The organism is Spirulina sp. CCNP1310 (assembly GCF_034932185.1).
In the GTDB taxonomy this organism is placed as follows: domain Bacteria; phylum Cyanobacteriota; class Cyanobacteriia; order Cyanobacteriales; family Spirulinaceae; genus Spirulina.
Window position 1 is genome coordinate 1 of the sequence record NZ_JAYGHW010000021.1, and the last position, 24,253, is coordinate 24,253.

Sequence of the window (24,253 nt, forward strand, 5' to 3'; positions counted from 1 at the left end):
CCGTGGGGCAAACGGGAAGTTATACGCTTGGGGAGATTGGGCCTCTGGCTGGGTTGGAGCAATCCTGCTCAGTTAAGTCCGGTTGATGAACCAAGAATCCCCGTCGCTTTAGCGCGGGGAGTGTCAATTCCCCTCATTGATCAGGAGCCACCGTAGCGGTTGGCGGAGCCTTGCCCGTAGCAAATCACCTGATTCCGTCCCTGGGATTTTGCCATGTATAAAGCCTGATCCGCTTGGCTAATTAAATCATCGGGGGAAAAGTCAGCGGTGGGGTGTAGCGCGGCAATGCCTAAGCTGACGGTGACGGTGCAGTGAATTGTGGAATAGGCGTGGGGAATGCCGGCCTGAGCGACATGGGCTTGAATACCTTGGGCAATGCCTTGGGCTTGGTGGATATCGGTTTCCGGCAGGACAATGGCGAACTCCTCTCCCCCATAGCGGGCGAGGAGGGAATGGTGCGGGGCGAGGAGATCTAGGGCGCTTTGGATGGCCTGGACTAAAATTTGTAGACAGCGATCGCCCTCTAAATGGCCATAGTGGTCATTAAAGGGTTTAAAAAAATCCACATCACAGAGAATTAAAGCAATCATCCCCTGCCCAGTCTGCCAACACCGGAGTAGATAGTCATCAAAATGCCGCCGGTTCGATGTCCCGGTTAACCCATCTTGATTGGCCAGAGCTTGTAACTTTTCATTGGCTGCATGGAGAGCCACTTCCGCCTTAGCCCGTTCTTGGATTTCTAGATGTAGTTGGGTATTGCGGGCTTGGAGTTGCTTTTGTAGGAGGCAAATTTTTAGTTGATTTTGCACCCTGGCCAAGACTTCCGCCCATTGAAAAGGCTTGGTGATATAGTCCACCCCTCCCACCTCAAAGGCTTTCACCTTATCCCCCACTTCATTAAAGGCACTGATAAAAATCACCGGCACGGCTTGGGTGAGGGGATCGGCTTTGAGAGCCTCACAGACATCATAGCCGCTCAGTTTAGGCATACTGATATCCAGCAAAATCAAGTCCGGAACTGCCGAACGGGCCGCCCGCAGGCCAATCTCACCATTGATCACACCCCGAACCTCATAACCATGGTTCGTTAACAATGTAGACAGAAGGCGGACATTGTTAGGGGTATCATCAATAATCAGAATATCGCCCTTCGAGGGTTCTGTTGTTTGGCTCATGGTCAATCAGCAGGCAATTATGGGTTAACAATGCCACATCAGCACCATTATTTCATGCATTTTAAAGGTGACGGCCCCCTGTGTCAGTGACAGCGGGCCATTTCCCGCTAAACGGCTGCTTTTTTCTTGCGGGCAGCTTCTTTTTCCTTTTGCTTGGCCCGCTTGGCCTCCCGTTTCGCGGCATCCGCTTCCCCTTGCAGCCTTGCCTTTTCCTTCGCCTCCAGTTCGGCTAGTTTATCGAGGTAGTAATGATAATCGCCGTTATAGACGACTAATTCCCCATCCCGGACTTCAACAATTTTGGTCGCCACTTGGGAAATAAAATAACGGTCATGGGAGACGATTAACACCGTGCCATCATAGTCTTTAAGCGCCGATTCCAGCATTTCTTTGGCGGGAATATCGAGGTGATTGGTGGGTTCATCCAAGACTAAAACGTTGGCGGGACGTAATAGCATTTTTGCTAAGGCTAACCGCGCTTTTTCGCCACCACTTAACGCCCCCACGGGTTTATACACCATTTCACCGCTGAATAGAAATCGCCCTAAGAGGGTGCGAACTTCTTCATTTTTCCAATCGGGAACTTCGTCGTGAATGGTATCGAGGACGGTTTTTTCGAGATCGAGGGCTTCGGCTTGGTTTTGTTCAAAATAGCCGGGGATGATGTTGTGGGGGCCAAAACCGGCGGAACCGTCTTCGGGGGTTTCTAGCCCGACAATCATCCGCAATAGGGTGGATTTGCCGCAGCCGTTGGGGCCAAGGAAGGCGATGCGATCGCCTCGCTCAATCAATAAATTCGCCCCTAAAAACAGCATTTTATCCCCATAGCTATGGGAAAGGTCTTCAATTTGCACCACTTCCCGACCACTGCGGGGGGCAGAGGGAAATGTGAATTTTAAGGTGCGCAGATTAGCCACGGGGGCATCAATGCGTTCGATTTTTTCTAGCTGCTTTTCACGACTTTTCGCCTGGGTGCTACGGGTGGCACTGGCCCGGAACCGCTCGACAAATTCCTGTTGTTTGGCGAGTTCTTTTTGTTGCCGTTCGTAGGTGCTGAGTTGGGCAGCTTGGTTTTCGGCTTTTTGAGCCAAGTAGGCGGAATAGTTGCCGAGATAGGTGGTGGAAACGCCCCGCTCGGTTTCGACGATTTGGGTACAGAGGCGATCGAGAAATTCCCGGTCATGGGAAATTACCACCATGGGGGTTTTCAGATCTTTTAAGTAGCCTTCAAGCCATTCAATGGTTTCTAAATCCAGGTGGTTGGTCGGCTCATCGAGGAGGAGCAGATCCGGGTCTTGGAGCATAATTTTTGCCAAACTGAGGCGCATTTGCCAACCGCCGCTAAACGTGCAGACGAGGCGATCGCCATCGTCCGGCTCAAAACCCATTTCCGGCAAGATCTTCTCAATTTCCGCATCTAAACCGTAGCCGTTGAGGCCCTCAAACCGCCGTTGCAGTTTGTCCATTTTGTGCAGGAGTTGATCCAATTGATCGGGATCGGCTCCTTCCATGGCATGGGTGACGGCCATTAATTCGCTGTGGGTGGCGTTGGCGGCTTCAAACACCGTCCAGAGTTCTTCCCGTACCGTGCGGCTGGGATCTACGTCGAATTCTTGGGTGAGGTAGCCAATTTTGAGGTCATTGGGGCGGATCACTTGGCCGGTGGTGGGTTCGACATGACCCATGATGATTTGCATTTGGGTGGATTTGCCTGCGCCATTCACCCCCACCAGACCGATGCGATCGCTATTTTTCACTTCCCAAGTCACATCCTTGAGGACTTCTCCGGTGGGGTAAATTTTACTAATATGTTCTAGGCGCAGCATTTTGATTCCTTTCCCATTCCTTGCTCATCCCTTGTAGTTTAACAATACTTAACACAAAGTTCTAGGGGGGAATGGGGAATGGGTGAGCTTTGGCCCTTTGGGGATCATTCCCAGTCTGGAGTGAGAACGGTTAAGATCGCAATACAACTCTGATCCCATCGCTATCTTATCCTGATTTCCCTTGATCTGGGCATGATTTCTTCGGGTATTTAGAGATGGTTGACCTTACTTTTTCCTCTATGGGTATCCTGAAACTCTGGGAAACGCGCACCCAATTTTGGCGACTCCGGCAAAAAATGACCCTCGGCTATGGCATCGCAATCGGCCTCGGTTTGGGGGTTTCGAGTTTGGGCTTAATGGTACTAAGTCACTATCAAGGGCTGACCCTTGAACGGCTAGGGGCGGCGAATCGTCAGGCGCATCTGCTCTCACAATTCCGGGAGGAAATGAGCAGTAGTCAAATGGCGGGGTTGCAGTTGGAAACGGCTCTCACCCGGCCGGAGCGGTTGTTAGTGCTACGCACCAGAGTTGTGACGAATCTTGAGCGATCGCAAGCCACCATTGCAGAACTACGTCAATTTATTGAGGATAATCCCCAATGGTTAGCCACAGACCCCCAACGCTACATCCTGTTACTGAATGACTATCAACAGGTGGTGGAGTTTTACGGCAAGGCCATTGACGATGTGTTCCCCCCCCATCAAACGCGATTTTCCCCTGAAAAGCGGGAAGAATTGATCCGGGCATTGCGCGAACTGCCGAATTTGGCCCAAATGCAGGCGTTAGAAGGGGCTAACTGGCGATTAGATGAGGTGACGCTGATAGCCCATGAGCAAACGCGGAGAGCGGAGATCGCCATTGAACAGATGCAAATGCTCGAAAAGGTGTTGATGGTTCTGATTAGTTTGGGGTCAGGGGCGATCGCTGGCGGGTTAATTTGGCAAATGACGAAGGCCATTCTGCAACCCCTCGAAGCCCTCACCCAAACTGCCCAACAAATCACCATCGCCCACGACTATAGCCTCCGCGCCCCCATTCAAACCCACGATGAAATCGGCATTCTTGCTAAATCCTTTAACCGGCTGATTGGCGAAATTGATGAGCAAACCCAGCAGTTAATCGCCGCCAAGGAAGCAGCGGAAACGGCAAATCAGGCCAAAAGTACATTTTTAGCGACGATGAGCCACGAACTGCGCACGCCCCTCAATGCGATTAGCGGGTTTGCGCAACTGTTGGCCACGGAACTCGATGCTCCCCATCACCAAGAACAACTCCACACGATCCAACGCAGTAGCCAACATCTCCTGACGCTAATCAATGACATTCTCGACCTGAGCCGGATCGAAAATGGCAAACTAGAACGCACAGACCAAGAGGTGAATCTCTGGGAACTGTGGAAAATGATGGAAGGGATGTTCCGCTTTCGGGCTGAACAACAGGGTTTGAGCTTTGAGATCGACATTGCCCCCAATGTGCCGTTGACGATCAGCAGCGATCCGACTCGGCTACGGCAAATTTTGATTAACCTCTTAAGCAATGCGATCAAGTTTACGCCCATGGGGGAGATTACGCTGGCGGTTCGTTATCAGGCGGATCCCCTTCCGGCGACCCTCATCCTCACGGTTACGGATACTGGCTTGGGAATTTCTGAGGCAGAACTGGCTTTGCTCTTTACCCCCTTTACCCAAACGGAAACAGGTCGCCGTGCTCAACAGGGGGCGGGCTTGGGTCTTGCCCTCTGTCGTCAGTTTGCAGAATTATTGGGGGGGACAATTACCGTTGAGAGTGAGGTGAATGTGGGTACGGTGTTTAGGGTGCGGCTGCCCTGTGAGGCGATCGCCACGGCTCAAGCCATCACCTTTGTCAGGGACAGTGAACAGCATCAACCCATTGGCATTAGTAGCGAGGAACTGAGCCAGTTTGCACCAGAATGGCTGGCAGAACTGTATCAATACGCCATTTGTGCGGACTTTCAAGCGATTACTGACCTTCTAGATACCACAGAAAACAATTCTGTCCTTTCTGAAGCACAGAAAACTATCATAGGACTAATGCGACAATGGATAACGGATTACCGTTTTGACCAAATCACGGATCTGCTCCGGCTTTCAGAGGCTCCTCAGGAGGTTTCCTGAGGGGGTTAGTGATGGCAGCCAAGCGTGTGATCCAGTCCATCGGCGGTTTCACAAAAAATAGGCATGGGGCAACCAGATCTACAAAAAAACATCATCATTGTTGACGACACACCGGCTAACCTACGTTTGCTCTCTGCGATGCTGGGGGAACAAGGTTATCGGGTTCGCAGTGTCACCAATGGCGCTATGGCGATTAATGCCGCCCAAGCCAAGCCCCCAGATTTGATCCTTCTCGATATCAATATGCCGAAGATGAACGGCTATGAGGTCTGTCGCCGCTTGAAGGAAATTGAGGCAACAGCAGATATTCCGGTGATTTTCCTGAGTGCTTTGGATGATATCCAGGATAAAATTACGGCTTTTCAAGCGGGGGGTGTGGATTATGTCACGAAGCCTTTCCATTTTGAAGAGGTTTTGGTGCGGGTACGGAATCAATTGGCACTCCGTCAAGCCCAGGCAGATCTTGCTCAAAAATCAACGATTCTTGAATCCTTTAGTGATGCGCTGCGGGCCCTGCACCGTCTCAGCATGACGGATTATGATTCTTTTCCGGCCCGGTTTCAGGATTATTTAAAGACGGGCTGTGAGTTACTGCAATGCTCCCGGGGCGGGATTAGTAAGATCCAAGCGGATTATTACACGCTCCTGAAAACCATCCCTGAACCGGCGGGGGAGCAGATTTTGCTGGGGGATTTGAGTTTTCCGGTGTCGCTCAGTGAGACCTATTGTTATGGGGTGATCCTGGCGGAAGGAACGGTGGGGTATCCGGATACTACTGTTTTAAATCCAACGGGGGAGTTTCCACCCCAATCTCAATGGCCCTTTTATGCCTATTTGGGAACGCCAATTTGGGTGAATGGGGTGATCTATGGGACGCTGTTTTTTGCGGATGATGTGGCGCGGGAGCAACCGTTTGCGACCCATGAGGTGGAGTTGGTGGAGTTAATGGCGCAAAGTTTGGGGCGGGCGATCGCGACTTACCAAAGCAATGAAGACCGTCGCCGTGCGGAGTTGGCCTTTCGTCTGGAAAAGCAGAAGTCGGACAAATTACGGCTCAATATCCTACCCCAAAAAATCGCCCGTCGTCTCAAGCAGGCTCAAGAGTTGATCGCTGAGTCTTTCTCTCAGGTGACGGTGTTGATCGTCAATGTGGTGAATTTGCATGAGTTGATCCATCCCTTGTCGGCAGCCCAGGGGGTGCAGTTTTTAAATGAATGGTTTGGTTGGCTGGATCAGCGGGTGGAGCGTTTTGGGTTGGAGACGATTAAAACCCGGGGCGATCGCTATGTGGTGGTGGGGGGTGTGCCGGTGGCACGGGGGGATCATGGGGAGGCGATCGCTGATTTGGCCCTGGTGATTCACCATGAACTTGAGGATTTTCAGCCGGCCTGTTGGCAGCATCGATCCCCCCAGGAGCCGATCCAAGTGCGGATGGGGATTCATACGGGGGAGGCGATCGCTGGCATCATCGGCAGCAAAGGCTTTAACTATGACATCTGGGGCGAAGCCATCAATACCGCCACCTGGTTAGAAACAACAGGGGAACCCAACAAAATTCAAGTTTCTGAACAAGCCCAAACCCATCTTCTCACTCAATACCACCTCACCCCCCATACTCCCAACCCTAGCCCCAAAAACCCACCCACCCCAAAAACCTACTGGTTAATGGGCAAAAAAGGAATCTAATTCGGCTGTAGCCTATCCGCGTGGGGCGAAAAATCTTTCGCCCCTACTCAGCGGATTCCGGATAACCGCTCGTGGGGAAAACCACAGCTTTTTGCTCAAAGAAAAACGGGGAACGAATATCGTTCCCCGTCGTAATCATGCAGTTAGAACTGGAGGCAAACCCCCATAGACCTATTCAGCAACAGGAGCAGGAGCTTCTTCCACCACAGCCGGCTCTTCAGCAGGAGCAGGGGCTTCTTCCACCACAGCCGCATCCTCAGCAGGAGCAGGGGCTTCTTCCACCACAGCCGCATCCTCAGCAGGAGCAGGGGCTTCTTCCACAGCAGCCGGCTCTTCAGCAGGAGCAGTGGTATCTTCGCCACCGAAGGAATTGATCGTGGAGTTGATTTCTTCCACTTCAGTATCCGAGAGGCTATCTAAGCCTGTGAAAGCAGGGCCAACGGCTTCAGATTCATCAGCGACTTCCTCTGCATCATCATCGACTTCAGCAGATTCATCATCATCATCATCGTCGCTGTCGCTATCATCATCGACATCGACATCATCAGCATCGTCATCCGCATCAGGAGCATCAGCTTCACTCACAGAAAGGGTATCAATGAGTTCATAGATGGATGCAGCATCTTCTTCAGACAGTTGACGCACACCAAACAACCCAGGGAACATCCGGCTACCGGGCCCGCTTTGTTCAAAAGCACCCACACCCACGTTGTCACGAGTTGCCACGAAGATGCGACGACCGCGCTGTTGCACGAACTTCACTTGAACGCGACCGCTACGGTTGCTACGCACCTTGAGGTTAAAGCTGGGAGCAGCAACAATCTCAAACTCAGCAGTGGAGCCACCGGAGAAAATGCTATTTGCAGATTCACCCGTATTCACAAACTGAATATTATTCAGAATGTTTTGAATAAAGATTTGCGCCTGAGACAGTGATTCAGAACCTCGGGTTTTAAACGTAAAGGAACCACTTTGATCGCTAAAGCGAGAGCCATTAAAGATCAGCGTCATGCCACCGAAACGGACATTATTGCGGGTGAAAGCACTTTCGCTAATGTTTTGGACAAACACAAACTGACTATCACGGGAAACCGCTTGATACTGAGACAGGCTGTAGTTCGCTTGTAAATTTGCCCGCGTGATACTGCCAGCACCTGCTGCTGCCAAGAAATTAACAGTCCCGTCACCTCCCGTATTCCCTTTGAATTTGTTACTGCCTTGTTCAAACTCGAAAGTAGTATTACGACCAGAACCAGCAACCCCAACCTGACCCGGGCCAAAGAGGGCTAACACACCGTTAGTTTGCCCGTCAATTTTGTACTTCATGGGTTGACCCGCAACAAGCGTGTCATTGGAGGTGACTTGAGCATTCCCTACGGTAATATCCACAAAACCATTGGAGGCTTCCAACCTGAAGCTGTCACGGCGACCATTGCCGAAGGTGGAGATTTCAAATTTCTTGTTGGCTTCACCGGCAAAGTCAAACCCGTCTGCGCGTGGAGTCCACGTTGTTGGTGTGACATTCTCACCTTCAAACTGGAACTTGATCTTGCGGGGCATCTCAAAGGCGATGGGTGCAAGAGCAGCGCTAGAGCCACGGAATTCAATATCAGAGGGCAGGTCAATGAAACCAGCGGTGATATTGGCGTTGAGATCACCAATCCTCATTTGACCGCTATCGGTTCTGACGCTGCCATCACTGGATTTAACACCGTCAATGGGAATGAACAGTTGAGGCAGGCTAGCGGCAGAAATGAGTGAGCCAACGATGGGATTGCCGATTGGGCTGAAGCGACCAACGTTGTAGGCTAAAGCGGTGTCAACGTTGGAGAAGGGAATCAAAGAACCGCCAGCACTAAAGCCAATCCCGGAGAGTTTCCCGGTGATTAAGCCGGTGTCTCCAGGGGAAACCTGGCCAGGAGTTCCAGCCTGATAGCCCCCGGTAGCGGTGGGGACGAAGGCAGGGTTAGTCAGAACACCGTTGGGGCTGACGATTTGCAGGTTACGGATCGCGATGTCGAAGAGGCTGGTTTGAGTTCCAGTAAAAAAGGCAGCGGTTCCTTCAATGCTGCCGCCGGTGACTTGCACTTGGGCTTCTGCGGCGGGGGCGGCAACCATGGCGAGGCTACCCAATAAACCCAAGGAAAGCGCGGTGTTGCGAGTAAGTTTAGACATCATGATGGAACAGGCTCCACAAATTGAGTAACGGGGGATAGAAAACGGTTGAGGGACTCCAGAAGAAAATCAGAGCAATCTGCGTAATCTTACGGATAGCAAAAACCCAACGTAATAGCAAAACTAAACTATTCCAGAAGCACGCGGGACAATTTTGCGTTGTTATGGCTTTTGACCAGAGAGGGAACCGAAAGGTTCCCCCATTCCAAAAGTTTTTGACAGATTCCGGAAATTTCAGCCAGTTTAGAAACTGAACGTTGTCCGCAAGGCTCCAATCAAGATATCGCTGTTACTGCCCATATGGAAGGGGCTGATGACCCAAACCAGGCCCGGCGTAATGCTGATATTGTTGCTGAGTTGCCAACGGTAGAAGGCTTCGACGTGATAGGTCGCGCCTTGCTGGCCACCGGCAGCAGCGTTGAGAATATCGCCTCGGCCGAGGAAGCTGGGGACGTTACGGGCTTGGGTTCCGGTGGTGGTGTCGGGCATGGTGCTGCGGGTGATCCGGGGGGGTTGGCCGAAGTAAAGCCCCAAGAGATTACCTTCGCCACCAAGATCAGGGAAGTTGAGGAACGTCATCCAGTTAAAGGTTTCGACACCGCCGTCTGCCAGGATGTAATCCGAGAAGGTGTAACCAGCCCAACCCCCCAGGGTGATGCGCTCCGAAGGCCGGAACTCTGCCCCGAAACCCAAGGCGTTGGTTTGCATGGGGGCGCGGAGGTTAAAGACGGTGCTGGTGTTGCCGATGATCAGTTGGTCATCCCCAGTGCCTGTCAGGAGGCGACCATAGGGGGAATAGGAGTTGATGTATTGCAGGGAAATGTCGATGTTGGAAGTGGGAGAAGCAACAAACTGGGCCCCAAGGGTGGTGCTGTTGTTATCGCCCCCGAAAATGCCACCGTTGAGGGAGTCAGCGGGGAGTTGGGAGGCATAGACAGCTTGGAAGCTCATGTCTGGATTCAGTTGCCAGTCAATCCCTACGCCGGCACGGCCACCGCCAATGCCCATAATTGGGTTCCGTTGAGCAAAGCGGGAAAGGGGCCCGCTGCCTTGACTTTCAATGCGGTTGGTTCCCCGGAACACGTTCACCGGGCTGATGCCTTGGGGGCCGACCATGACGGCAAAGTTGGTGCCAAAGAGATGGCGATAGTTGAGGTCGGAGAGTTGGAGCCGGTTGTCGGTGTCGCCTTCGTAGGCGAGGCTGATGTAGTTGGCGAGGGTGTCGGTGAAACGGTTGGTGCTGCGGCCATCACCGGCGTTGAACGTGGTAAGCAGCAGACTGCGGGGGCTGAATTGGGTGAAGAGGCTGAGGTTAGTGCTGTGGATCAGGTTGATTTCATTTTCGGTGTCGCTAAACGTGCTGCCAGCAATGCTAAAGTCGCCTCGGCTGCGGCCCTGTACGCCCATGGTGACTTGGCCGAAGAGTTTGGTGGTGGTGGAGAATTGATTATCCTCTAGGGTTTGGACGCGCTCTTCAAGGTCGTCTACTTGGGTGGTGAGGTTGGCGAGTTCGGCTTCAAATTCTTGGACGAGGCGGCCGAGGGCTTCGAGATCCTGCTGGGTGGCAAAGCGATCGCCCATTTGGGCCAAGCTTTGTTCAATCACCTGCATACAGGCATTGAGGGCAGCGGCAAATTCATAGCGAGAGAGGGCGCGGTTGCCTCGGAATGTGCCATCGGGATAACCCTTGACACAGCCATAGCGGTTGACCAAATCCCGCAGCGCCGCATAGGCCCAATCCGTAGGGGCAATGTCTCGCAGTTCAAAGACGTTATTGACCTGGGCCATGGGGGTATTGTGCATTTCCGCCACCAGTACCGAGGGAGTTGTCGCAGCCCGGATAGGACTCTCTATCGTTTTCGATGGGGTGTCATGGGTGGTAGTGGCGATCAGTTGGGGTTGAGGGGTGAAGGCGCGAGGATCGATCGCCAGGAGTTGAGGATTGGAGTCTGGGCCTTGATTGGTAACAGTAGTAGCCCATTCACTGGTTGCAGTGGTGGTTTCCGTCTCCGTGGGGGGAGAGGCGGCTCCAAGCACAGGACTGGATTCAGGCTCAGTTTCTAAACTGGGGGTAGAGGGGATGTTTTTAGGATCGGATTTTACCGAGGGATCGGCCATCGCCCCTTGGGAAGCCATCGCCCCTAGGGCCGTCAGCAACAGTGTTAGGGAAAGGGTGGTACTGAAATAGGTTTTTTTCACGGGAACTCCTCAAGACACCTGTACATGGACAATAGTCAACAGTCTAGACCAAGTTAGAATCAGAACGGTTGAACGATTCTGTCACTCATTCTGTAACTAGAATTTTGATGATCTTTAGCTTAGTTCAAAAAATTGAGCGGGCCATCAGGGTTGGACTCCAAAATTGCAGATTTGTTCCGCAATTATGCTTAAATAGCATCCCCTATGATCGCCACACCTAGGAGGGTCGTGCATCGCGATCGCCATATTTAATTAAAAGAGCGATCGCGCCACTCACTGCAAAAATTAACACAATACTCAGGGCAGAGCCAAACCCCCAATTCCGGGATGCACCCAGGAATTGATTATAAATTAACCGCGAAAGCGTCATACTGGAAGCCCCCCCCAGCAGTTCGGGATCGACAAAATCCCCCAAGCCAGAAATAAACACCAATAGGGAACCTGCCGCAATCCCCGGTAGGGTTTGGGGAATCGTCACTCGCCCAAAGGTTTCGAGGGGATTCGCCCCCAAATCCGCTGCCGCTTCCAACAGTTCCCGATCTAATTTTTCCAAAGAGGCATAGAGAATTAAAACCATATAGGGCAGATAACTATAGGCCATGCCAATAAATACCGCCGGAGTGCGATTGAGTAAATCCAGGGCCGGGAGTCCTAGGGTGGTGAGCAGCGTATTTAAAATGCCCGTGGGTCTGAGGATCGTAATCCAGGCATAGGTACGCAGCAAGGAAGAAGTCCACAGGGGCAGGATAAACCCCAAAAGTAGGAGATTGCGCCAACGGCGGGGGGCCATTTGGGCTAACCAGTAGGCGACGGGAAACCCCATCAGGAGGCAGAGTAGAGTTGTACCGCTGGCGAAGAGGAGCGATCGCCCCACAACGCGCAAATTGATCCCATCAAACACCCGCCAATAATTCCCCAAACCGCTGGGGTTAACCACATCCCCAGGGCGAATCCCCGGCACAAGGCTGAGTTCAAAGATCACCAAGGTGGGCAAAACCAAGAGCAACACCAACCACAACCCCGCCGGCCCCAAGAGGATCGTCATGCCTAGCCACCGTCGAGCGGCGGGGGGAGCGATGGGTTTGAGATCGGCATTGGACATGGGGGAGTGAGAAGTGGGGAGTGAGAAGTGGGTTGATGTAGGGGCGTTGGCGTAAGCCTGCCGGAGGCACAAAAATGTTTCGCCCCCCTGCGCTAATTCTACAACCGGATTCCCTAGGAGATGAATGGCTCGATCTAGGAGGTTAGGGGTTGAGGGCGGCGATCGCCGCTTTGATCAAACTATAAAAATGGGGCTTCGTCACATCCACAGGGGTAGCCGTTGCGCGGCTTTCTCCCAATAATCCCACCCGTTGCCCCTGTTGGACGGCTAACACCTGGTTTTGATCATTTTTAATCCGCAATTCTTGGCCGGCTTGGGCAAAACTACATTGATACTGGCGGTTTCTGTGGGTGAACGTGGTGAGGAATGGGTTCGGGGTAGCGGTAGTGGCACGGATGCCGATAATTTCCAGTTGGAGCGTCGTTTGACCCTGCCAATGGTTTTCATCGAGTTTATAGGCCAGATCCACCGGACTGGGGAGGGGGAAATAATCGCCCTTGCGCCAGGCGATCGCCCCTAACACCCGATCCCCTTGGGCCAATTTCAACCGCAAATGATTCCCCTTCACCACCTGCTGCTCCAAAATCCGCACGCCAGGAGTCCAAAAGATCGGGATAGGCATCCCCATGCCCCAAGGTTGCAGGCTTTCAATTTCCCCATAGAGTTGGGGTGTGAGTTGATCAAAATCTGCCTGAACATCAATGCTAATCAGCGGCTTCAGGTGTTCCGGTTCTAGGCATTGATGGGCAAATTCGCTCAACTTGTTTTGAAACGTGGGGAACTGCTCCACCGTCACCGAAAACCCCCCCGCTGCTTGGTGGCCGCCATGTTTGATCAGGCAATCGTGGCAAAATTCCAAGGCTTGGGCAACGTGAAACTCCGGAATACTCCGGGCCGAACCTCGGATCGTCGTGGCATTTTCCTGAGTGCAAATAAACACCGGCACACCGTACCGCTCCACCAACCGGGAGGCGACAATGCCAATCACGCCATGGTGCCAATCAGATTTATAAACGACAAGGACGCGATCGCGCTCCCAAGGCAGGGGCGTATCCTCCACCAACGCCACCGCCTCCTGTTCCGTCTGTTCACACAACTGTTGCCGTCGTTGGTTCGTCGTTGCGCAGACCATGGCCCGCTCGAAGGCGAGGGAGGGATCATCAGTGGTGAGCAGTTCAATCACTGTACAGGGATCACCAATGCGACCAATGGCATTGATGCGCGGCCCCAGGCGAAAGCCGATCATATCGGGGTGCATCGGCTTTTTGTTCTCCTCTGAGCCGGCCTGTTGAATTAAAGCTTGGACTCCAGCTAGGGGCGATCGCGGCAGGGATTTTAACCCCCGTTTCACCCAGCGACGATTTACCCCATTTAAGGCGGCCAGGTCGGCGATCGTCCCCAACGTACAGAGATCCAACAGCGTTGCCGTCAACCCCGTTAATTTGCCCACCGCCTGACCCGTGGCCACCGCCAACACATAGGCAACTCCCACCCCCGCCAAACTGCGATAGGGGGAATCTTCCGCTAAAAGTTTGGGGTTAAGGATCGCATCAGCGGCGGGTAATTCCGGCGGCAGATCGTGATGATCAGTAATGATCACGCTCAAGCCCAAATCCACCGCCAACTGCACCGGCTCATGGGCCATAATGCCGTTATCGACAGTGATAATTACCCCTACCCCCGATTGGGCGCAATCCTCGACAATGCGGTTATTCATCCCATAGCCCTCATGCATCCGGCTGGGAATGGCATAGTCAATCTTTGCCCCAAAATGGCGCAGGGCGCGGATTAATAACGCCGTGCTCGTCATGCCATCGGCATCGTAGTCCCCACAGATCAAAATGGGATCCTGTTGGGCGATCGCCTCCTCCAAAATTGCCACCGCCCGCCCCAAATCAGCAAACTCCTCCAAAGGGGATGGTAACTGAGCCAACTCTGGATCAATGTGAATGGCCGCCGTTCCTGGAGTCTCCAAGCCGCGATTCCAGAGCACTTGGGCCAACAGGGGAGAAAGCCCCGTTGCCGCCACGAGGGCCTTTACCCCTTCCGGTGCGGGGGGCGCAATGTGCCAACGTTGGTTAGGAAGTTTAGCCATGGGATTACAACGGCGGAAAATTGCCCTGCCACAGTTGGAACCAATCCTGCCAAGCGGATTCGAGACGGCCATGGGCAGCTTGGGGATCATTCCCCAAAGGCGTATACATCAACGTCCACAAACAGCGGTCATCGCGCCACTGTTCCCGCCCCAAGAGCCAGGGAACCACCCGCTCCAGCACCATATCGTAAAGTTCTTGATTGCGCTCATACTGTTCCGGCGTAGCAGAACTCAGTCCCCGAGGATTAATGCAGGTGCTGATGTAGGCATAGCCCCCGTAGGTAATGGCAGCAAAATGACCCGATTCTACCCGCTGGCGAATCTGGGCGGTAATTGCCTCATCATGAGCTTTACTGGTGAACCGTTCATGTTCGCGGGTGAATAAATCTACCCCCCCTAGCGTCTCCGTCACATAGCGAATTTCAATATCGAGGGGGATGTCCCCCTGACGGTAACGATAATGACGGCCAGCGCGATAGCTTGACCCTTCATATTCTGGCTTTTCCACCGGCTCCAGGGCCTCACTCTCCTTCAACTTCCAACCTGCTAAATTGAGGTTTTCTGGAAATTCATACTCCCGGAGATTGCCCACGTTGGGATTGATAAACACCGCCGCTGTCACCCCCACCAGCAGGAGCACATTCGCCGCTAAAATCCCCAACCGCAGGGATTGGGGAGGATTGGCGGTTGGGGGGGGTTCCGGTGGAGTTTCGTCCAGGGGGGGAATGGTTGCGGGGGGATTGGGGGTTTCGATATCGCTAGGTTCCATGCTCACCAGGGGATTCAGCAGCAGATTGGGCAGATTCAGATGTGATAAAGGGGAAACAAATTAACCCAAAGAGAATGACACCAATGGCCCCGAAAATTTGTGAGCCACTGCCAACGTGCCAATAATCAAAGGTTTCGGTATTGAAATTATTGATTAAGTAGGCCATGACGGCAACACGGAAGCTATTAACAAGAAAACCGAGGGCGATCGCAATCACGGGGGCCAGCCATTTACCTAAGCGGGTGGTGGTAAAGATGATTAAAAAGAGGAAACTGAGGCGGAGCAGAAAGTCAATAATCCCTGCCCCGGAGCACCCTTCATGGACGCGGACGATGGATCGGGAAAGGTTGATATAGACTCCATCGGTGAGGAGCGGTTTCATGCCGATGAGGCTTAAACCAAAGGTGGAGGTCGCTGCGGTGAGCATCGTGAAGCTATAGCCGGTGATGCTTTGGATCAGACTTTCAATATTGCCCGCTAAAAACCGCTCTCCGGGTAAAGCGAGGACGGCAAAAGCCAATAATTCTTTATGGTATTGTCCTAAACCCTGCCAACTGGAGGCCAACAGGGCCAAGCTGAACCCGAAAATCAAGGGTACGGCTTGGACAAAAATGCCGCCGCTGGAAATTTGCAGGATCTTCCAAAAGGCGAGGAGCAGCAGGGTGGTGGCGAAGAGGCTAGCGGAGAGGGTGGTGCGAAATTTGAGGGTTTCCTTTTTGTCCCACACCATGGAGGCGATCGCCCCCCAGAAGATCAAACAAATACTAAAGCTCTTCATATCCCCGGTTTGATCCGTCAGGGCGAGGTGAAAGAACATCAAACCCCCTGCTAAAGCGAGGAGCCAATAGCGGGGGTCTTGGGCAAGTTTCAGGGTGTCGTTGCGTTTGAAGCTATCTAGCATTGGCTCAAAGGGTGGTCGTCTAAAGGGAGCTGGTTGCGATCCTAACCCACCTCGCCCTGTGGGCAATTCTCCGAGGAAGGGATCTGAAAATTTCCTCTCCTGAGAGAGTTAGGGGTGGGTTCTTAAACCAGTCTAGGCGGTGGTAAATGCACAGTGACCCTGATTGTTAAAAATTCAGCAAAAATTCACCAAAACCCGTTTCAATCAAATTAACCCATCGAGGCGCGTTAAATTAGCGTCAGTCTTTTTTGGCATTTTAACCCCTATGGTTCAGACTCCCACGCTCAAGCCGGCCCTATCTTGGCTCCCCTTTGCTGATGTTCTCCCCCAACCCTTGCACAAGCAGCGGATCACGGTGTTACAGATCAACCTCGGCCGCCGCTGTAATTTGGCTTGCACCCATTGCCATGTGGAGGCGGGGCCGCAGCGCACCGAGGAGCTTTCCCCGGAAGTTTGTGAGCAGTTGATCGCCGTGATTGAGCAGTTCCCCCAAATTGAAACCGTTGACCTCACCGGGGGCGCACCGGAGATGAATTATGGGTTTCGGCCCTTGGTGGAGGCGGCGCGGCGAGCGGGTAAACGGGTGTTGGTGCGATCGAACCTGACGATCTTTTTTACCCCCGGTTTTGAAGATTTGCCAGATTATTTCGCGGCCCAGCAGGTGCGAGTGGTGGCTTCGTTGCCCTGTTATTTGGAGAAAAACGTCGATCAGCAACGGGGGGCGGGGGTTTATCAGGGGGCGATCGCCGCCCTCCAACTCCTCAACCAACGGGGCTATGGCCGTGATCCGGCGCTGGGTTTAGATCTCGTCTATAACCCCAGTTTACCAAAGGCGGGCCATTTCCAACTGCCCCCCCCGCAGGAAAATCTAGCGGCGGATTATCATGCCTATCTCCGGGAGCATTTTGCCATTGAATTTAACGATCTCTATACGATTACGAATATTCCCATTGGCCGCACGCAACAATATTTAGAGCGTCAGGGAATTGCGGCGGAATATCAAGCATTTTTAGCGGCCAACCATAATGGCGAAACAGTTAATCATTTAATGTGTCGCAATCAATTATCCGTGGACTATGAGGGCAAAATCTATGATTGTGATTTCAATCAAATGGCTGGGGTGGAGGCGGTTTCGCCTCAGGGAAAACCGCTCACCATTGGCGAACTGTTGGCCCGTAAAAATCTGGATTTAATCCGCGAAATCCAAACCGCCGACTATTGCTATGGCTGTACCGCTGGCTCTGGTTCCAGTTGTGGCGGGGCGTTGGTGTAATTTTTCCGACCTCCCTCGTTACTTGGCTCTGCCAAGTAATGCTCCCCTGGAGGCTCTGCCTCCACCAGGCGGCGGAGCCGCCTCAAGTCCATGCCATGGCAGAGCCATGGCACGAGAGTAGATAGTGATTCTCATAAACTTGATGTACAAAGATCCCCCTCAATCCCCCTTAACAAGGGGGAAGTGACGTTTTCATACTTTCGCAATCCACAATAACAGTTATCATTGATCATTAACTTTGCGATGACTTCAAAATCTTCCCAATCTTTAACCGTTAAAATCGCCAAAATCTTAGGCATCATTCTCGCAGTTATTGCTGTGATTATTCTGGGTAAACAACTGAACGTGCAACAATACTTTTTACAATTTTTAGACCAAATTGAACAGTTAGGGATTTGGGGGCCGGTGGTGTTTATCCTGCTCTATATTGCCGCCACGGTGTTCTTTCTCCCTGGCTCGATCCTTACCTTGGGGGCGGGGGTGGTGTTTGGGGTGGTGCAGGGGTCAATTTGGGTTTCCATTGCCTCGACGTTGGGGGCAACAGCGGCGTTTTTGGTGGGTCGTTATGGGGCGCGGCAATGGGTGGCTCAACAGATTGAAGGGAAGCCGAAATTTAAGGCCATTGATGGGGCGGTGGCTCAGGAGGGCTGGAAGATTGTCGGCCTGTTGCGGCTCTCCCCCATTTTCCCCTTTAATTTGCTCAATTATGGTTTAGGTGTCACCCAGGTTTCGCTGCGGGATTATTTTTTCGCTTCTTGGATTGGGATGATGCCGGGAACGGTGATGTATGTTTATTTGGGTTCTTTGGCGGGAAGTTTAGCAACTTTGGGGACGGATTCTGATCAGGGTTCGGTGGTGCAGTGGGCGATCTGGATTTTAGGGTTAGTGGCAACGGTGGCGATTGTTGTCTATACCACCAAAATTGCGCGGGCGGTGTTAGATGCTCAATTGGAGAAGGATCAATCCTAGGGTTTACTGCTCGTAAATGTCCCGACGATGCCCCACGTTTAACACCCGCACAATGAGCACCCGATCCTCCACACTGTAGATAATTCGATAATCCCCCAACCGAATGCGATATTGATGCGATCGCCCCTTGAGTTTTTTGCAATGGGCAGGACGTGGCTCTACTGCTAAACCCTCAATGGCTGCAATCAAATCCCCTTGCACAGCCTGAGCCAGCTTTTTAATCCGCCTTTGGGCCGCAGGTTGAATGATTACTTCATAGCTCATTTTAAGCCTAACTCTTGCTTAAATAATGCTAACGAAATCTCCCCGGTTTCTTCCCTAGCCAATTCTCCATCAAACCCATCTATTTCATCCTCCAAATCTTCTAAGACTGACTCTAAATCGACATCATGCTTAAACTGTAAATACTGCAAGAAATGATAAAGCTCATCCACGGCCATTCTAGACAATGGTGGCAACTCTAAACTAATTGATGAAATCAACGGTAATGTTTTCATGATCTTGGCCCTCCATCCCATCAATGCCAATTTTTCCATCATAGCGCGGCATTGTTTCTGGTGTCGAGCCGTGGCTTGTTTCGCTGCCATTGTAGAGGAGGGTTGTCTATTGGGGTTCTTTGGTGGGAAGTTTAGCGACGCTGGGGACGGAATCGGAGCAGGGTTCGGCGGTGCAGTGGGCGATCTGGATTTTGGGGTTGGTGGCGACGGTGGTAATTGTTGTCTATACCACCAAAATTGCGCGGGCGGCCTTAGCTAACCAATTGGGGGATGATCCCGCATCAAAAGAATAACCCCCCCCTAGGGGCGTTGGCGTAAGCCTGCCGGAGGCACAAAAATCTTTCGCCCCCTTTAGTTATGGTTTTGGAATTGCCGTCGGAACCAATTAGCGGCGGCGGTGTTGGTTTCTGTGTTCAGTCGCCCGATACCCTAACACAACAAAATCTGAACGTCCATGATCTGATTTAAAATCTGCTTAACCATAACGGAATGCGGTTTTAGAATTGATCGGCCGAGTAGGTGGGTCGTGCCTTTCGCTATGAGCCAAGAACTTCAGTTCTTGGCGGATTGGGATTCGGCAAACGCATCCCCAGGAAGCTTGGGTTTTGCCTAACGGGATGCTCATGATGGGGGCGATCGCCTCCCTCCTCTCCACCACTGCCACAATTGCCCCGCAACAACCCGATGATGCTACTCTCCCAGGCCCCATCAACTCAAATATAAAAAGAGATTGAGACCGGGAATAGTTCGCGATAATGTCCACAGTAACAGGGCGATATAAAACAATCCTAAGGCCCATTGATACCACACCAACGCAGCTACCCAGCCGGGTAAATGTTCATCCCGGAGGCGCAGATCATTAAAGCCGAACTTAAAGATATTGTTGAGGCTGAAATCGTAATAATTGAGCCAACTCCAACGGCGATCGCCTAAAATTGGCGTATAGCGATCGCGGAAAAAAGGAAATTTGGGAATAATCGGCAACCGCACAATTAATAACCGCAATTGGCGCATACTGCCATCTTCCACTAAATAGGTTTGATCTAAGGCGGCATGGTAGCGACCCTGGAGATAGAGGGGCAGGATTAACCCCAAGGGGACGGGCATCAAGAGCAGGGTTAAACATAACAGCGTCCAACCCGGTTGCAGCGATCGCTGCCACAGTAACCCCAAACCGATCACGGCTAAAAGCGTAAAACTGCCCCCCATGGCTAGGGTTTCCCCCCGACGGGGTAACAGTGGCTTGGGCAACCAGCGGCGCACCCGATCCACGATCCAGATCATGAGGGCAAAGGTGGCCACTGTTAACAGGCCGATGGTGAGGACTAATCCGGCATCGGTTCCGTAATCCGTGAGCAGGAGCAAGACACTTAATCCCAAGGCTTGGCAAAGAGCGGCGCTGGCGATGGGCCAACGATACCAGGGCAGTTGGTGAATCGTTGTAAATAATTGCTTCACCCGGAGGCGCGATCGCAATACCTCCAATTGATTGGCATCGGGGATCTGTTCCCCCCGCCGAAAACTGCGGATCAGTTGGAGTAACAGGGCTTCATTACCGGGGAGTTGATGCACTTGGAGGAGGGAGCCGATGTGAGCGCGATCGCCCACGAGCCGCGCTGCTTCCGCATCCAATACCAAACCATCCACCTTCACCCCCATGCCAGGGGTAAACTCGATATTGCTCAGGTTGAACGTTTCCAACAGCTTGACATCTTGAAAGTTAAGCGGTGCGGCGAAATGACTGCCGCGAAAACTCACGCCCTTGTTAAACGTGGCATCGGCACAGTTTAACCCTTGGGGAAAAAAGCTTTTCATCCAAAGGGCGCGATCGCCCCAATGGCTTTGACTGAAATCTCCCCCCGCCTGCCACCGAGAACCCGACCAATTCCCCCCCTGAAGAAATTCCGCCCCCTGGGCCACCACCGGCCAGAGAAAAATCCCCCCCTGGAACTCCACCGGGCCATGAAAAACCGTATGGTTGAGCCGTAGCCCCACCTGTACCAACTGCATATAGGGGAGGGTTTGAAAATCAGCCGGGGCAGTTTCAGGGTTGGGGAACAGTGCCGCCTGTTGCTGGGGGGTGAGCAACCCCCCTAGGGCGGCGGGGGCGAGTTTAACACGAGTCGCTAAATCCGCCACCCGCCAATCGCCATAAATAACGGAATCGCTTAAATCCAACACCACCGGCTGAGGGTTGCGTTTTAACTTGGGGGTGAGGGGGGTGAATAATTGCGATCGCCCCTCCTCTGTGGTGAGATCAATCACCAAATTCGTTAAATCCACCCGCTCTTTCCCCTCTTCCATGGCGGTGTGGGTGAGGCGATCGCTCAAAATTTCCGGCGTGAGCGTTTCCAACGCCTGGGCCGGGGCCATGAGCAACAACCCGAAACAGAGCACGATCAATCCCCGCCAAAATTTACCCATGGTTAGCGCGGGTTCAGGGGGAGATGGATCGAAAACGTCGTTCCCTGGCCCGGTTGGGATTCGAGGGCAATGGTGCCATTATGGTTGGCGATAATTTGACGGCAAAGATAGAGGCCCAAACCATGGCCGGAGCGTTTATGTTTGCCTTGGCGAAAGGGTTCAAAAATGCGCTGTTGTTCCCCTGGGGGAATCCCCACGCCGGTATCACGAATTTCCACGGTGAACTGTTCAGGGGTTTGGGTGTTAACCTGCACTGTCACCCCGCCGTGATCGGTGAATTTAATCCCATTGCCGATCAGGTTCATAAAGACCCGTTTCAGTTCGAGGCGATCGCCCACCACCGTTTCCCCCCCTGCCTGCCAATCCACCGCGAGGGTAATCCCCTTCGCCGTCGCCAAGGCCGCCAATTCCCGCACCACCTCAAGGATTAACTCCCGCAAATTAAAGCGAATAAAACTAAGGATTTTTCGCCCCACATCATAGCTATAGGCTTCGAGCAAATTATTCAATAATCTGAGCAGATGTTGATTGCTGCTCATGATCGTCGCCATTGCCTCATCCATCGGAGGTGTTACCGGGCCAAAGGCCTGCTGACGGAGCAACGCCAACATCCGATCCGCCGCCACCAAAGGCGTGCGGAGATCATGGGTGAGGCAATGGACGAAGTTTTCCCGCTGTTCAATGCTTTCTTTTAAACGGAGGAGCGATCGCACCCGTGCTTGTAATTCCTCCACCTTCACCGGCTTGCGGATAAATTCATCCGCCCCCACATCCAACCCCTGAACTAAACTGGGCTGCTCATGGGCGGTAATTAGCAAAATGGGAATATAGGGCAATTGGGGATGGGTGCGAATCCGCCGCGTCACCTCATAGCCATCCATTTCTGGCATCATCACATCGAGGAGAATCAGATCCGGCGGCGTTTCTTCAATTTGGGCTAAAGCCGTCGGGCCATTGTCCACCACCCGCACATCATGGCCGTCCTGTTCTAGAGCCAACTGCACCAAAAACAAGTTATCGGGAGCATCATCCACCGCCAAAATATAGTTCTTATCGCACTTTTTCCCTAAACCTTGCTCCTTCACAGTGGGATTAACTCTCACGGCAGACCTCCGCATCAGGCTTTATCCGTTCATTGAAAAATTCGCCAAGCTTCCCAGTGGTATTAATGCTCACAAATAGACCTCCGAATCAAGGGCAATGATCTGCCGCTGTTGGGGTGTGCGGGGGATGGTGACGGTAAACGTTGCCCCTGCGCCCCGTTGACTGGTTATTGTAATCCTGCCTTGAATCATCTGCACCAAGGATTTCACGATCGCTAACCCCAAGCCGGTGCCGGGGTGTTTACGGGTGAGGGTTTGATCGACTTGGCGAAAGGCTTCAAAGATGATCGCTTGATCCTCCGGAGCGATGCCAATGCCGGTATCTTGCACCGCTAATTCTAGGGTATGGTCGGGGCCATCTTCGAGCGTGACGGTGACGGAGCCTTGGGGGGTGAATTTAATCCCGTTGGCGAGAAGGTTGATTAAAATTCGCCGGATGCAGGTTTGATCGCTACAAATTTCGGGGTCTGGGGTGTGAATGCTCACAGTTAAAGCGAGGTTTTTCTTTTGGGCGAGCGATCGCAATTCCTCCACCGTCCCTTTAATTAATCGCGCCCCATCAAAGGGCTGAAAATTAACATCCCAACAGCCGGCTTCCAACTTGGAAAAATCTAAAACTTCATTGAGGAGCGAGAGTAAATTCTGACTATTATTAAAAATGCGCTCCACCATATCCGCTTGACGGGGAGAAAGGGGGCCATATTGCTCCAACATGAGCATCTGAGAAAATCCCATAATTGCGTTCATGGGGGTACGCAGTTCATGGGACATGGTGGCTAAAAATTGAGATTTCAACTGAGAGGCTTCCATTAGGGCTTGGTTATTCTTCTCAATCTCAAAAATAACCTCCTCAATACGGGTGAGCACGGTGTGGTAGAGGTGATGAACTGGGTCGAGGGGCATGATTGCGATTCGTTTAACCCTAGCGATGTTCTCTAAATCATGACATCTCTCTCAGGAAAGTTGTTAATGGGGTGCGCCTCATTCTTTAGAGAGAGGAATGGCAAGATGTAGGGGCGAAAAATTTTTCGCCCCCACCGGGCGATAGAGCCGCCTAAAGGCCGTGCCACGGGCCTCCTCGTTACTTGGCAGAGCCAAGTAACGCCATCCCGGAGGCTCCGCCTCCACCAGGCGGCGGCAGGAGATCTTAAGGTGGGGATTGGGGCAACCTCATTTAAAATGGGGAGCATTCTCCTGCTGTTGCCACCTTTATGAGTCCCATCCGTGTTGTTTTAATTGAAGACCATGATCTGAGCCGCATTGGTTTGAGTGCGGCCCTTCAGCAGGTGGAGGATATTGAAGTGGTGGGAGAGGCCGCTAACGCTCATCAGGGGTTGCAGATTTTGCAGGTGAGTAAACCGGACGTGGCGATCGTTGATATTGGCCTGCCGGATCAGGATGGTATTGAGTTAACCCAGGCGTTTCGGGCTTCCCCTGATGGGGCGAATACGAAAATTTTGATTTTAACGATGCATGAAGATGAGGCTTCGATCCTGGCGGCCTTTGCAGCGGGGGCGGATTCCTACAGTTTGAAGGATGTCAGTTTAGAAAATTTGGTGCAGGCGATCCGCCTCACCCATGAGGGCAATGCTTGGATTGATCCCGCCATTGCCCGTGTTGTGCTTCAGCAGGCCCGCAGCAATCAGCTTGTGGAAGAGGAAGGGGCGGTAATGGTGGAAATTCGCTCCATTGATCCTGAGGATCAACAGTTGATGGAGGCGAGTACCCTCACGCACCGGGAGTTAGATGTGTTGGAGTTGATTGTGGCGGGATGCAATAATGCGGCGATCGCCCAAGAACTCCATATCACCGTTGGCACAGTGAAAACCCATGTGCGCAGCATTTTAAACAAACTCTGCGCCGATGATCGCACCCAAGCCGCTGTCCGCGCCCTCCGTTCCGGCTTGGTGGAATGAACCTCTTG

The 24,253-nt window shown here is 52.5% G+C and carries 19 protein-coding genes; 6 read left to right on the plus strand and 13 right to left on the minus strand.

Translation table 11 applies throughout. The features are described from left to right. Window positions 1-140 precede the first annotated feature (140 nt). Together VB712_RS06935 and abc-f are read right to left on the minus strand one after the other, a co-directional pair. Entirely contained in the window at window positions 141-1,175 is a 1,035-nt protein-coding gene (locus VB712_RS06935) for a diguanylate cyclase domain-containing protein (protein WP_323253497.1), read from the minus strand. Window positions 1,176-1,282: 107 nt separating this feature from the next. Continuing rightward, window positions 1,283-3,001 carry a ribosomal protection-like ABC-F family protein gene (abc-f, locus tag VB712_RS06940; RefSeq protein WP_323253499.1) on the minus strand — a complete coding sequence of 573 codons (1,719 nt, stop codon included), beginning with the start codon at window positions 2,999-3,001 and terminating at the stop codon, window positions 1,283-1,285. Between the two features lie 239 nt (window positions 3,002-3,240). On the opposite strand from abc-f, the gene VB712_RS06945 reads away from it, so the two are divergent. Both VB712_RS06945 and VB712_RS06950 read left to right on the plus strand, forming a co-directional pair. Beyond that, on the plus strand, window positions 3,241-5,136 hold the full coding sequence (locus VB712_RS06945) for a sensor histidine kinase (protein WP_323253501.1): 1,896 nt from the start codon (window positions 3,241-3,243) through the stop codon (window positions 5,134-5,136). 63 nt (window positions 5,137-5,199) lie between these two features. Then, the gene (locus VB712_RS06950; protein WP_323253503.1) at window positions 5,200-6,822 is read left to right on the plus strand and encodes an adenylate/guanylate cyclase domain-containing protein; all 1,623 of its coding nucleotides are present in this window, start codon (window positions 5,200-5,202) and stop codon (window positions 6,820-6,822) included. A 171-nt stretch (window positions 6,823-6,993) separates the two neighbouring features. On the opposite strand, the gene VB712_RS06955 is transcribed toward VB712_RS06950, so the two are convergent. The 6 genes from VB712_RS06955 to crtA form a co-directional block, all read right to left on the minus strand. After that, on the minus strand, window positions 6,994-8,997 hold the full coding sequence (locus VB712_RS06955; protein ID WP_323253505.1) for a hypothetical protein: 2,004 nt from the start codon (window positions 8,995-8,997) through the stop codon (window positions 6,994-6,996). A gap of 243 nt (window positions 8,998-9,240) precedes the next feature. Next, window positions 9,241-11,196 (minus strand): iron uptake porin, encoded by a 1,956-nt coding sequence (locus VB712_RS06960; protein WP_323253507.1) that lies wholly within the window; start codon window positions 11,194-11,196, stop codon window positions 9,241-9,243. Between the two features lie 217 nt (window positions 11,197-11,413). Then, window positions 11,414-12,298 carry an ABC transporter permease gene (locus VB712_RS06965; protein WP_323253510.1) on the minus strand — a complete coding sequence of 295 codons (885 nt, stop codon included), beginning with the start codon at window positions 12,296-12,298 and terminating at the stop codon, window positions 11,414-11,416. A 142-nt stretch (window positions 12,299-12,440) separates the two neighbouring features. Further along, a complete protein-coding gene (gene recJ, locus VB712_RS06970; protein WP_323253512.1) occupies window positions 12,441-14,393 on the minus strand; it encodes a single-stranded-DNA-specific exonuclease RecJ in 1,953 nt (650 codons plus the stop codon). Window positions 14,394-14,397: 4 nt separating this feature from the next. Beyond that, entirely contained in the window at window positions 14,398-15,162 is a 765-nt protein-coding gene (locus tag VB712_RS06975) for a cyanoexosortase A system-associated protein (protein ID WP_323253514.1), read from the minus strand. Then, window positions 15,152-16,063 carry a cyanoexosortase A gene (gene crtA, locus VB712_RS06980; RefSeq protein ID WP_323253516.1) on the minus strand — a complete coding sequence of 304 codons (912 nt, stop codon included), beginning with the start codon at window positions 16,061-16,063 and terminating at the stop codon, window positions 15,152-15,154. The genes VB712_RS06975 and crtA overlap by 11 nt, the downstream gene beginning before the upstream one ends. A 265-nt stretch (window positions 16,064-16,328) precedes the next feature. Between crtA and arsS the strand changes: the two genes are divergently transcribed. Continuing rightward, window positions 16,329-17,336, plus strand: coding sequence for an arsenosugar biosynthesis radical SAM (seleno)protein ArsS (gene arsS, locus VB712_RS06985; protein WP_323253518.1), 1,008 nt, complete (start codon window positions 16,329-16,331; stop codon window positions 17,334-17,336). A 243-nt stretch (window positions 17,337-17,579) separates the two neighbouring features. Then, window positions 17,580-18,305 carry a TVP38/TMEM64 family protein gene (locus VB712_RS06990; protein ID WP_323253520.1) on the plus strand — a complete coding sequence of 242 codons (726 nt, stop codon included), beginning with the start codon at window positions 17,580-17,582 and terminating at the stop codon, window positions 18,303-18,305. A gap of 3 nt (window positions 18,306-18,308) precedes the next feature. Here VB712_RS06990 and VB712_RS06995 read toward each other — a convergent pair whose 3' ends face one another. Both VB712_RS06995 and VB712_RS07000 read right to left on the minus strand, forming a co-directional pair. After that, the gene (locus tag VB712_RS06995) at window positions 18,309-18,569 is read right to left on the minus strand and encodes a type II toxin-antitoxin system RelE/ParE family toxin (RefSeq protein ID WP_323253522.1); all 261 of its coding nucleotides are present in this window, start codon (window positions 18,567-18,569) and stop codon (window positions 18,309-18,311) included. Continuing rightward, the gene (locus VB712_RS07000) at window positions 18,566-18,892 is read right to left on the minus strand and encodes a hypothetical protein (RefSeq protein WP_323253524.1); all 327 of its coding nucleotides are present in this window, start codon (window positions 18,890-18,892) and stop codon (window positions 18,566-18,568) included. The genes VB712_RS06995 and VB712_RS07000 overlap by 4 nt, the downstream gene beginning before the upstream one ends. A 32-nt stretch (window positions 18,893-18,924) precedes the next feature. Between VB712_RS07000 and VB712_RS07005 the strand changes: the two genes are divergently transcribed. Beyond that, on the plus strand, window positions 18,925-19,095 hold the full coding sequence (locus tag VB712_RS07005; RefSeq protein ID WP_323253526.1) for a hypothetical protein: 171 nt from the start codon (window positions 18,925-18,927) through the stop codon (window positions 19,093-19,095). A gap of 415 nt (window positions 19,096-19,510) precedes the next feature. Here the strand turns inward: VB712_RS07005 and VB712_RS07010 are convergent, their stop codons facing one another. The 3 genes from VB712_RS07010 to VB712_RS07020 all read right to left on the minus strand — a co-directional run bounded on the left by VB712_RS07010 (window position 19,511) and on the right by VB712_RS07020 (window position 23,232). After that, entirely contained in the window at window positions 19,511-21,226 is a 1,716-nt protein-coding gene (locus tag VB712_RS07010; protein ID WP_323253528.1) for a hypothetical protein, read from the minus strand. 2 nt (window positions 21,227-21,228) lie between these two features. Continuing rightward, window positions 21,229-22,311 (minus strand): hybrid sensor histidine kinase/response regulator, encoded by a 1,083-nt coding sequence (locus VB712_RS07015; RefSeq protein WP_323253530.1) that lies wholly within the window; start codon window positions 22,309-22,311, stop codon window positions 21,229-21,231. Between the two features lie 87 nt (window positions 22,312-22,398). Further along, the gene (locus VB712_RS07020; protein ID WP_323253532.1) at window positions 22,399-23,232 is read right to left on the minus strand and encodes a sensor histidine kinase; all 834 of its coding nucleotides are present in this window, start codon (window positions 23,230-23,232) and stop codon (window positions 22,399-22,401) included. A gap of 308 nt (window positions 23,233-23,540) precedes the next feature. On the opposite strand from VB712_RS07020, the gene VB712_RS07025 reads away from it, so the two are divergent. Next, complete coding sequence (locus VB712_RS07025; RefSeq protein ID WP_323253534.1) at window positions 23,541-24,245, plus strand: response regulator transcription factor; 705 nt, start codon at window positions 23,541-23,543, stop codon at window positions 24,243-24,245. The last annotated feature ends 8 nt before the right edge of the window (window positions 24,246-24,253 follow it).

What these genes read in the sequence shown, in the direction of transcription:
- VB712_RS06955 (WP_323253505.1), bottom strand. Translation starts at nt 8,997, where the DNA reads ATGTCTAAACTTACTCGCAACACCGCGCTTTCCTTGGGTTTATTGGGT.
- VB712_RS06950 (WP_323253503.1), top strand. Translation starts at nt 5,200, where the DNA reads ATGGGGCAACCAGATCTACAAAAAAACATCATCATTGTTGACGACACA.
- VB712_RS06990 (WP_323253520.1), top strand. Translation starts at nt 17,580, where the DNA reads ATGACTTCAAAATCTTCCCAATCTTTAACCGTTAAAATCGCCAAAATC.
- VB712_RS07020 (WP_323253532.1), bottom strand. Translation starts at nt 23,232, where the DNA reads ATGCCCCTCGACCCAGTTCATCACCTCTACCACACCGTGCTCACCCGT.
- VB712_RS07025 (WP_323253534.1), top strand. Translation starts at nt 23,541, where the DNA reads ATGAGTCCCATCCGTGTTGTTTTAATTGAAGACCATGATCTGAGCCGC.
- VB712_RS06945 (WP_323253501.1), top strand. Translation starts at nt 3,241, where the DNA reads ATGGGTATCCTGAAACTCTGGGAAACGCGCACCCAATTTTGGCGACTC.
- VB712_RS06975 (WP_323253514.1), bottom strand. Translation starts at nt 15,162, where the DNA reads ATGGAACCTAGCGATATCGAAACCCCCAATCCCCCCGCAACCATTCCC.
- VB712_RS07000 (WP_323253524.1), bottom strand. Translation starts at nt 18,892, where the DNA reads ATGGCAGCGAAACAAGCCACGGCTCGACACCAGAAACAATGCCGCGCT.
- VB712_RS06995 (WP_323253522.1), bottom strand. Translation starts at nt 18,569, where the DNA reads ATGAGCTATGAAGTAATCATTCAACCTGCGGCCCAAAGGCGGATTAAA.
- abc-f (WP_323253499.1), bottom strand. Translation starts at nt 3,001, where the DNA reads ATGCTGCGCCTAGAACATATTAGTAAAATTTACCCCACCGGAGAAGTC.
- VB712_RS06935 (WP_323253497.1), bottom strand. Translation starts at nt 1,175, where the DNA reads ATGAGCCAAACAACAGAACCCTCGAAGGGCGATATTCTGATTATTGAT.
- VB712_RS06965 (WP_323253510.1), bottom strand. Translation starts at nt 12,298, where the DNA reads ATGTCCAATGCCGATCTCAAACCCATCGCTCCCCCCGCCGCTCGACGG.
- recJ (WP_323253512.1), bottom strand. Translation starts at nt 14,393, where the DNA reads ATGGCTAAACTTCCTAACCAACGTTGGCACATTGCGCCCCCCGCACCG.
- VB712_RS07010 (WP_323253528.1), bottom strand. Translation starts at nt 21,226, where the DNA reads ATGGGTAAATTTTGGCGGGGATTGATCGTGCTCTGTTTCGGGTTGTTG.
- arsS (WP_323253518.1), top strand. Translation starts at nt 16,329, where the DNA reads ATGGTTCAGACTCCCACGCTCAAGCCGGCCCTATCTTGGCTCCCCTTT.
- crtA (WP_323253516.1), bottom strand. Translation starts at nt 16,063, where the DNA reads ATGCTAGATAGCTTCAAACGCAACGACACCCTGAAACTTGCCCAAGAC.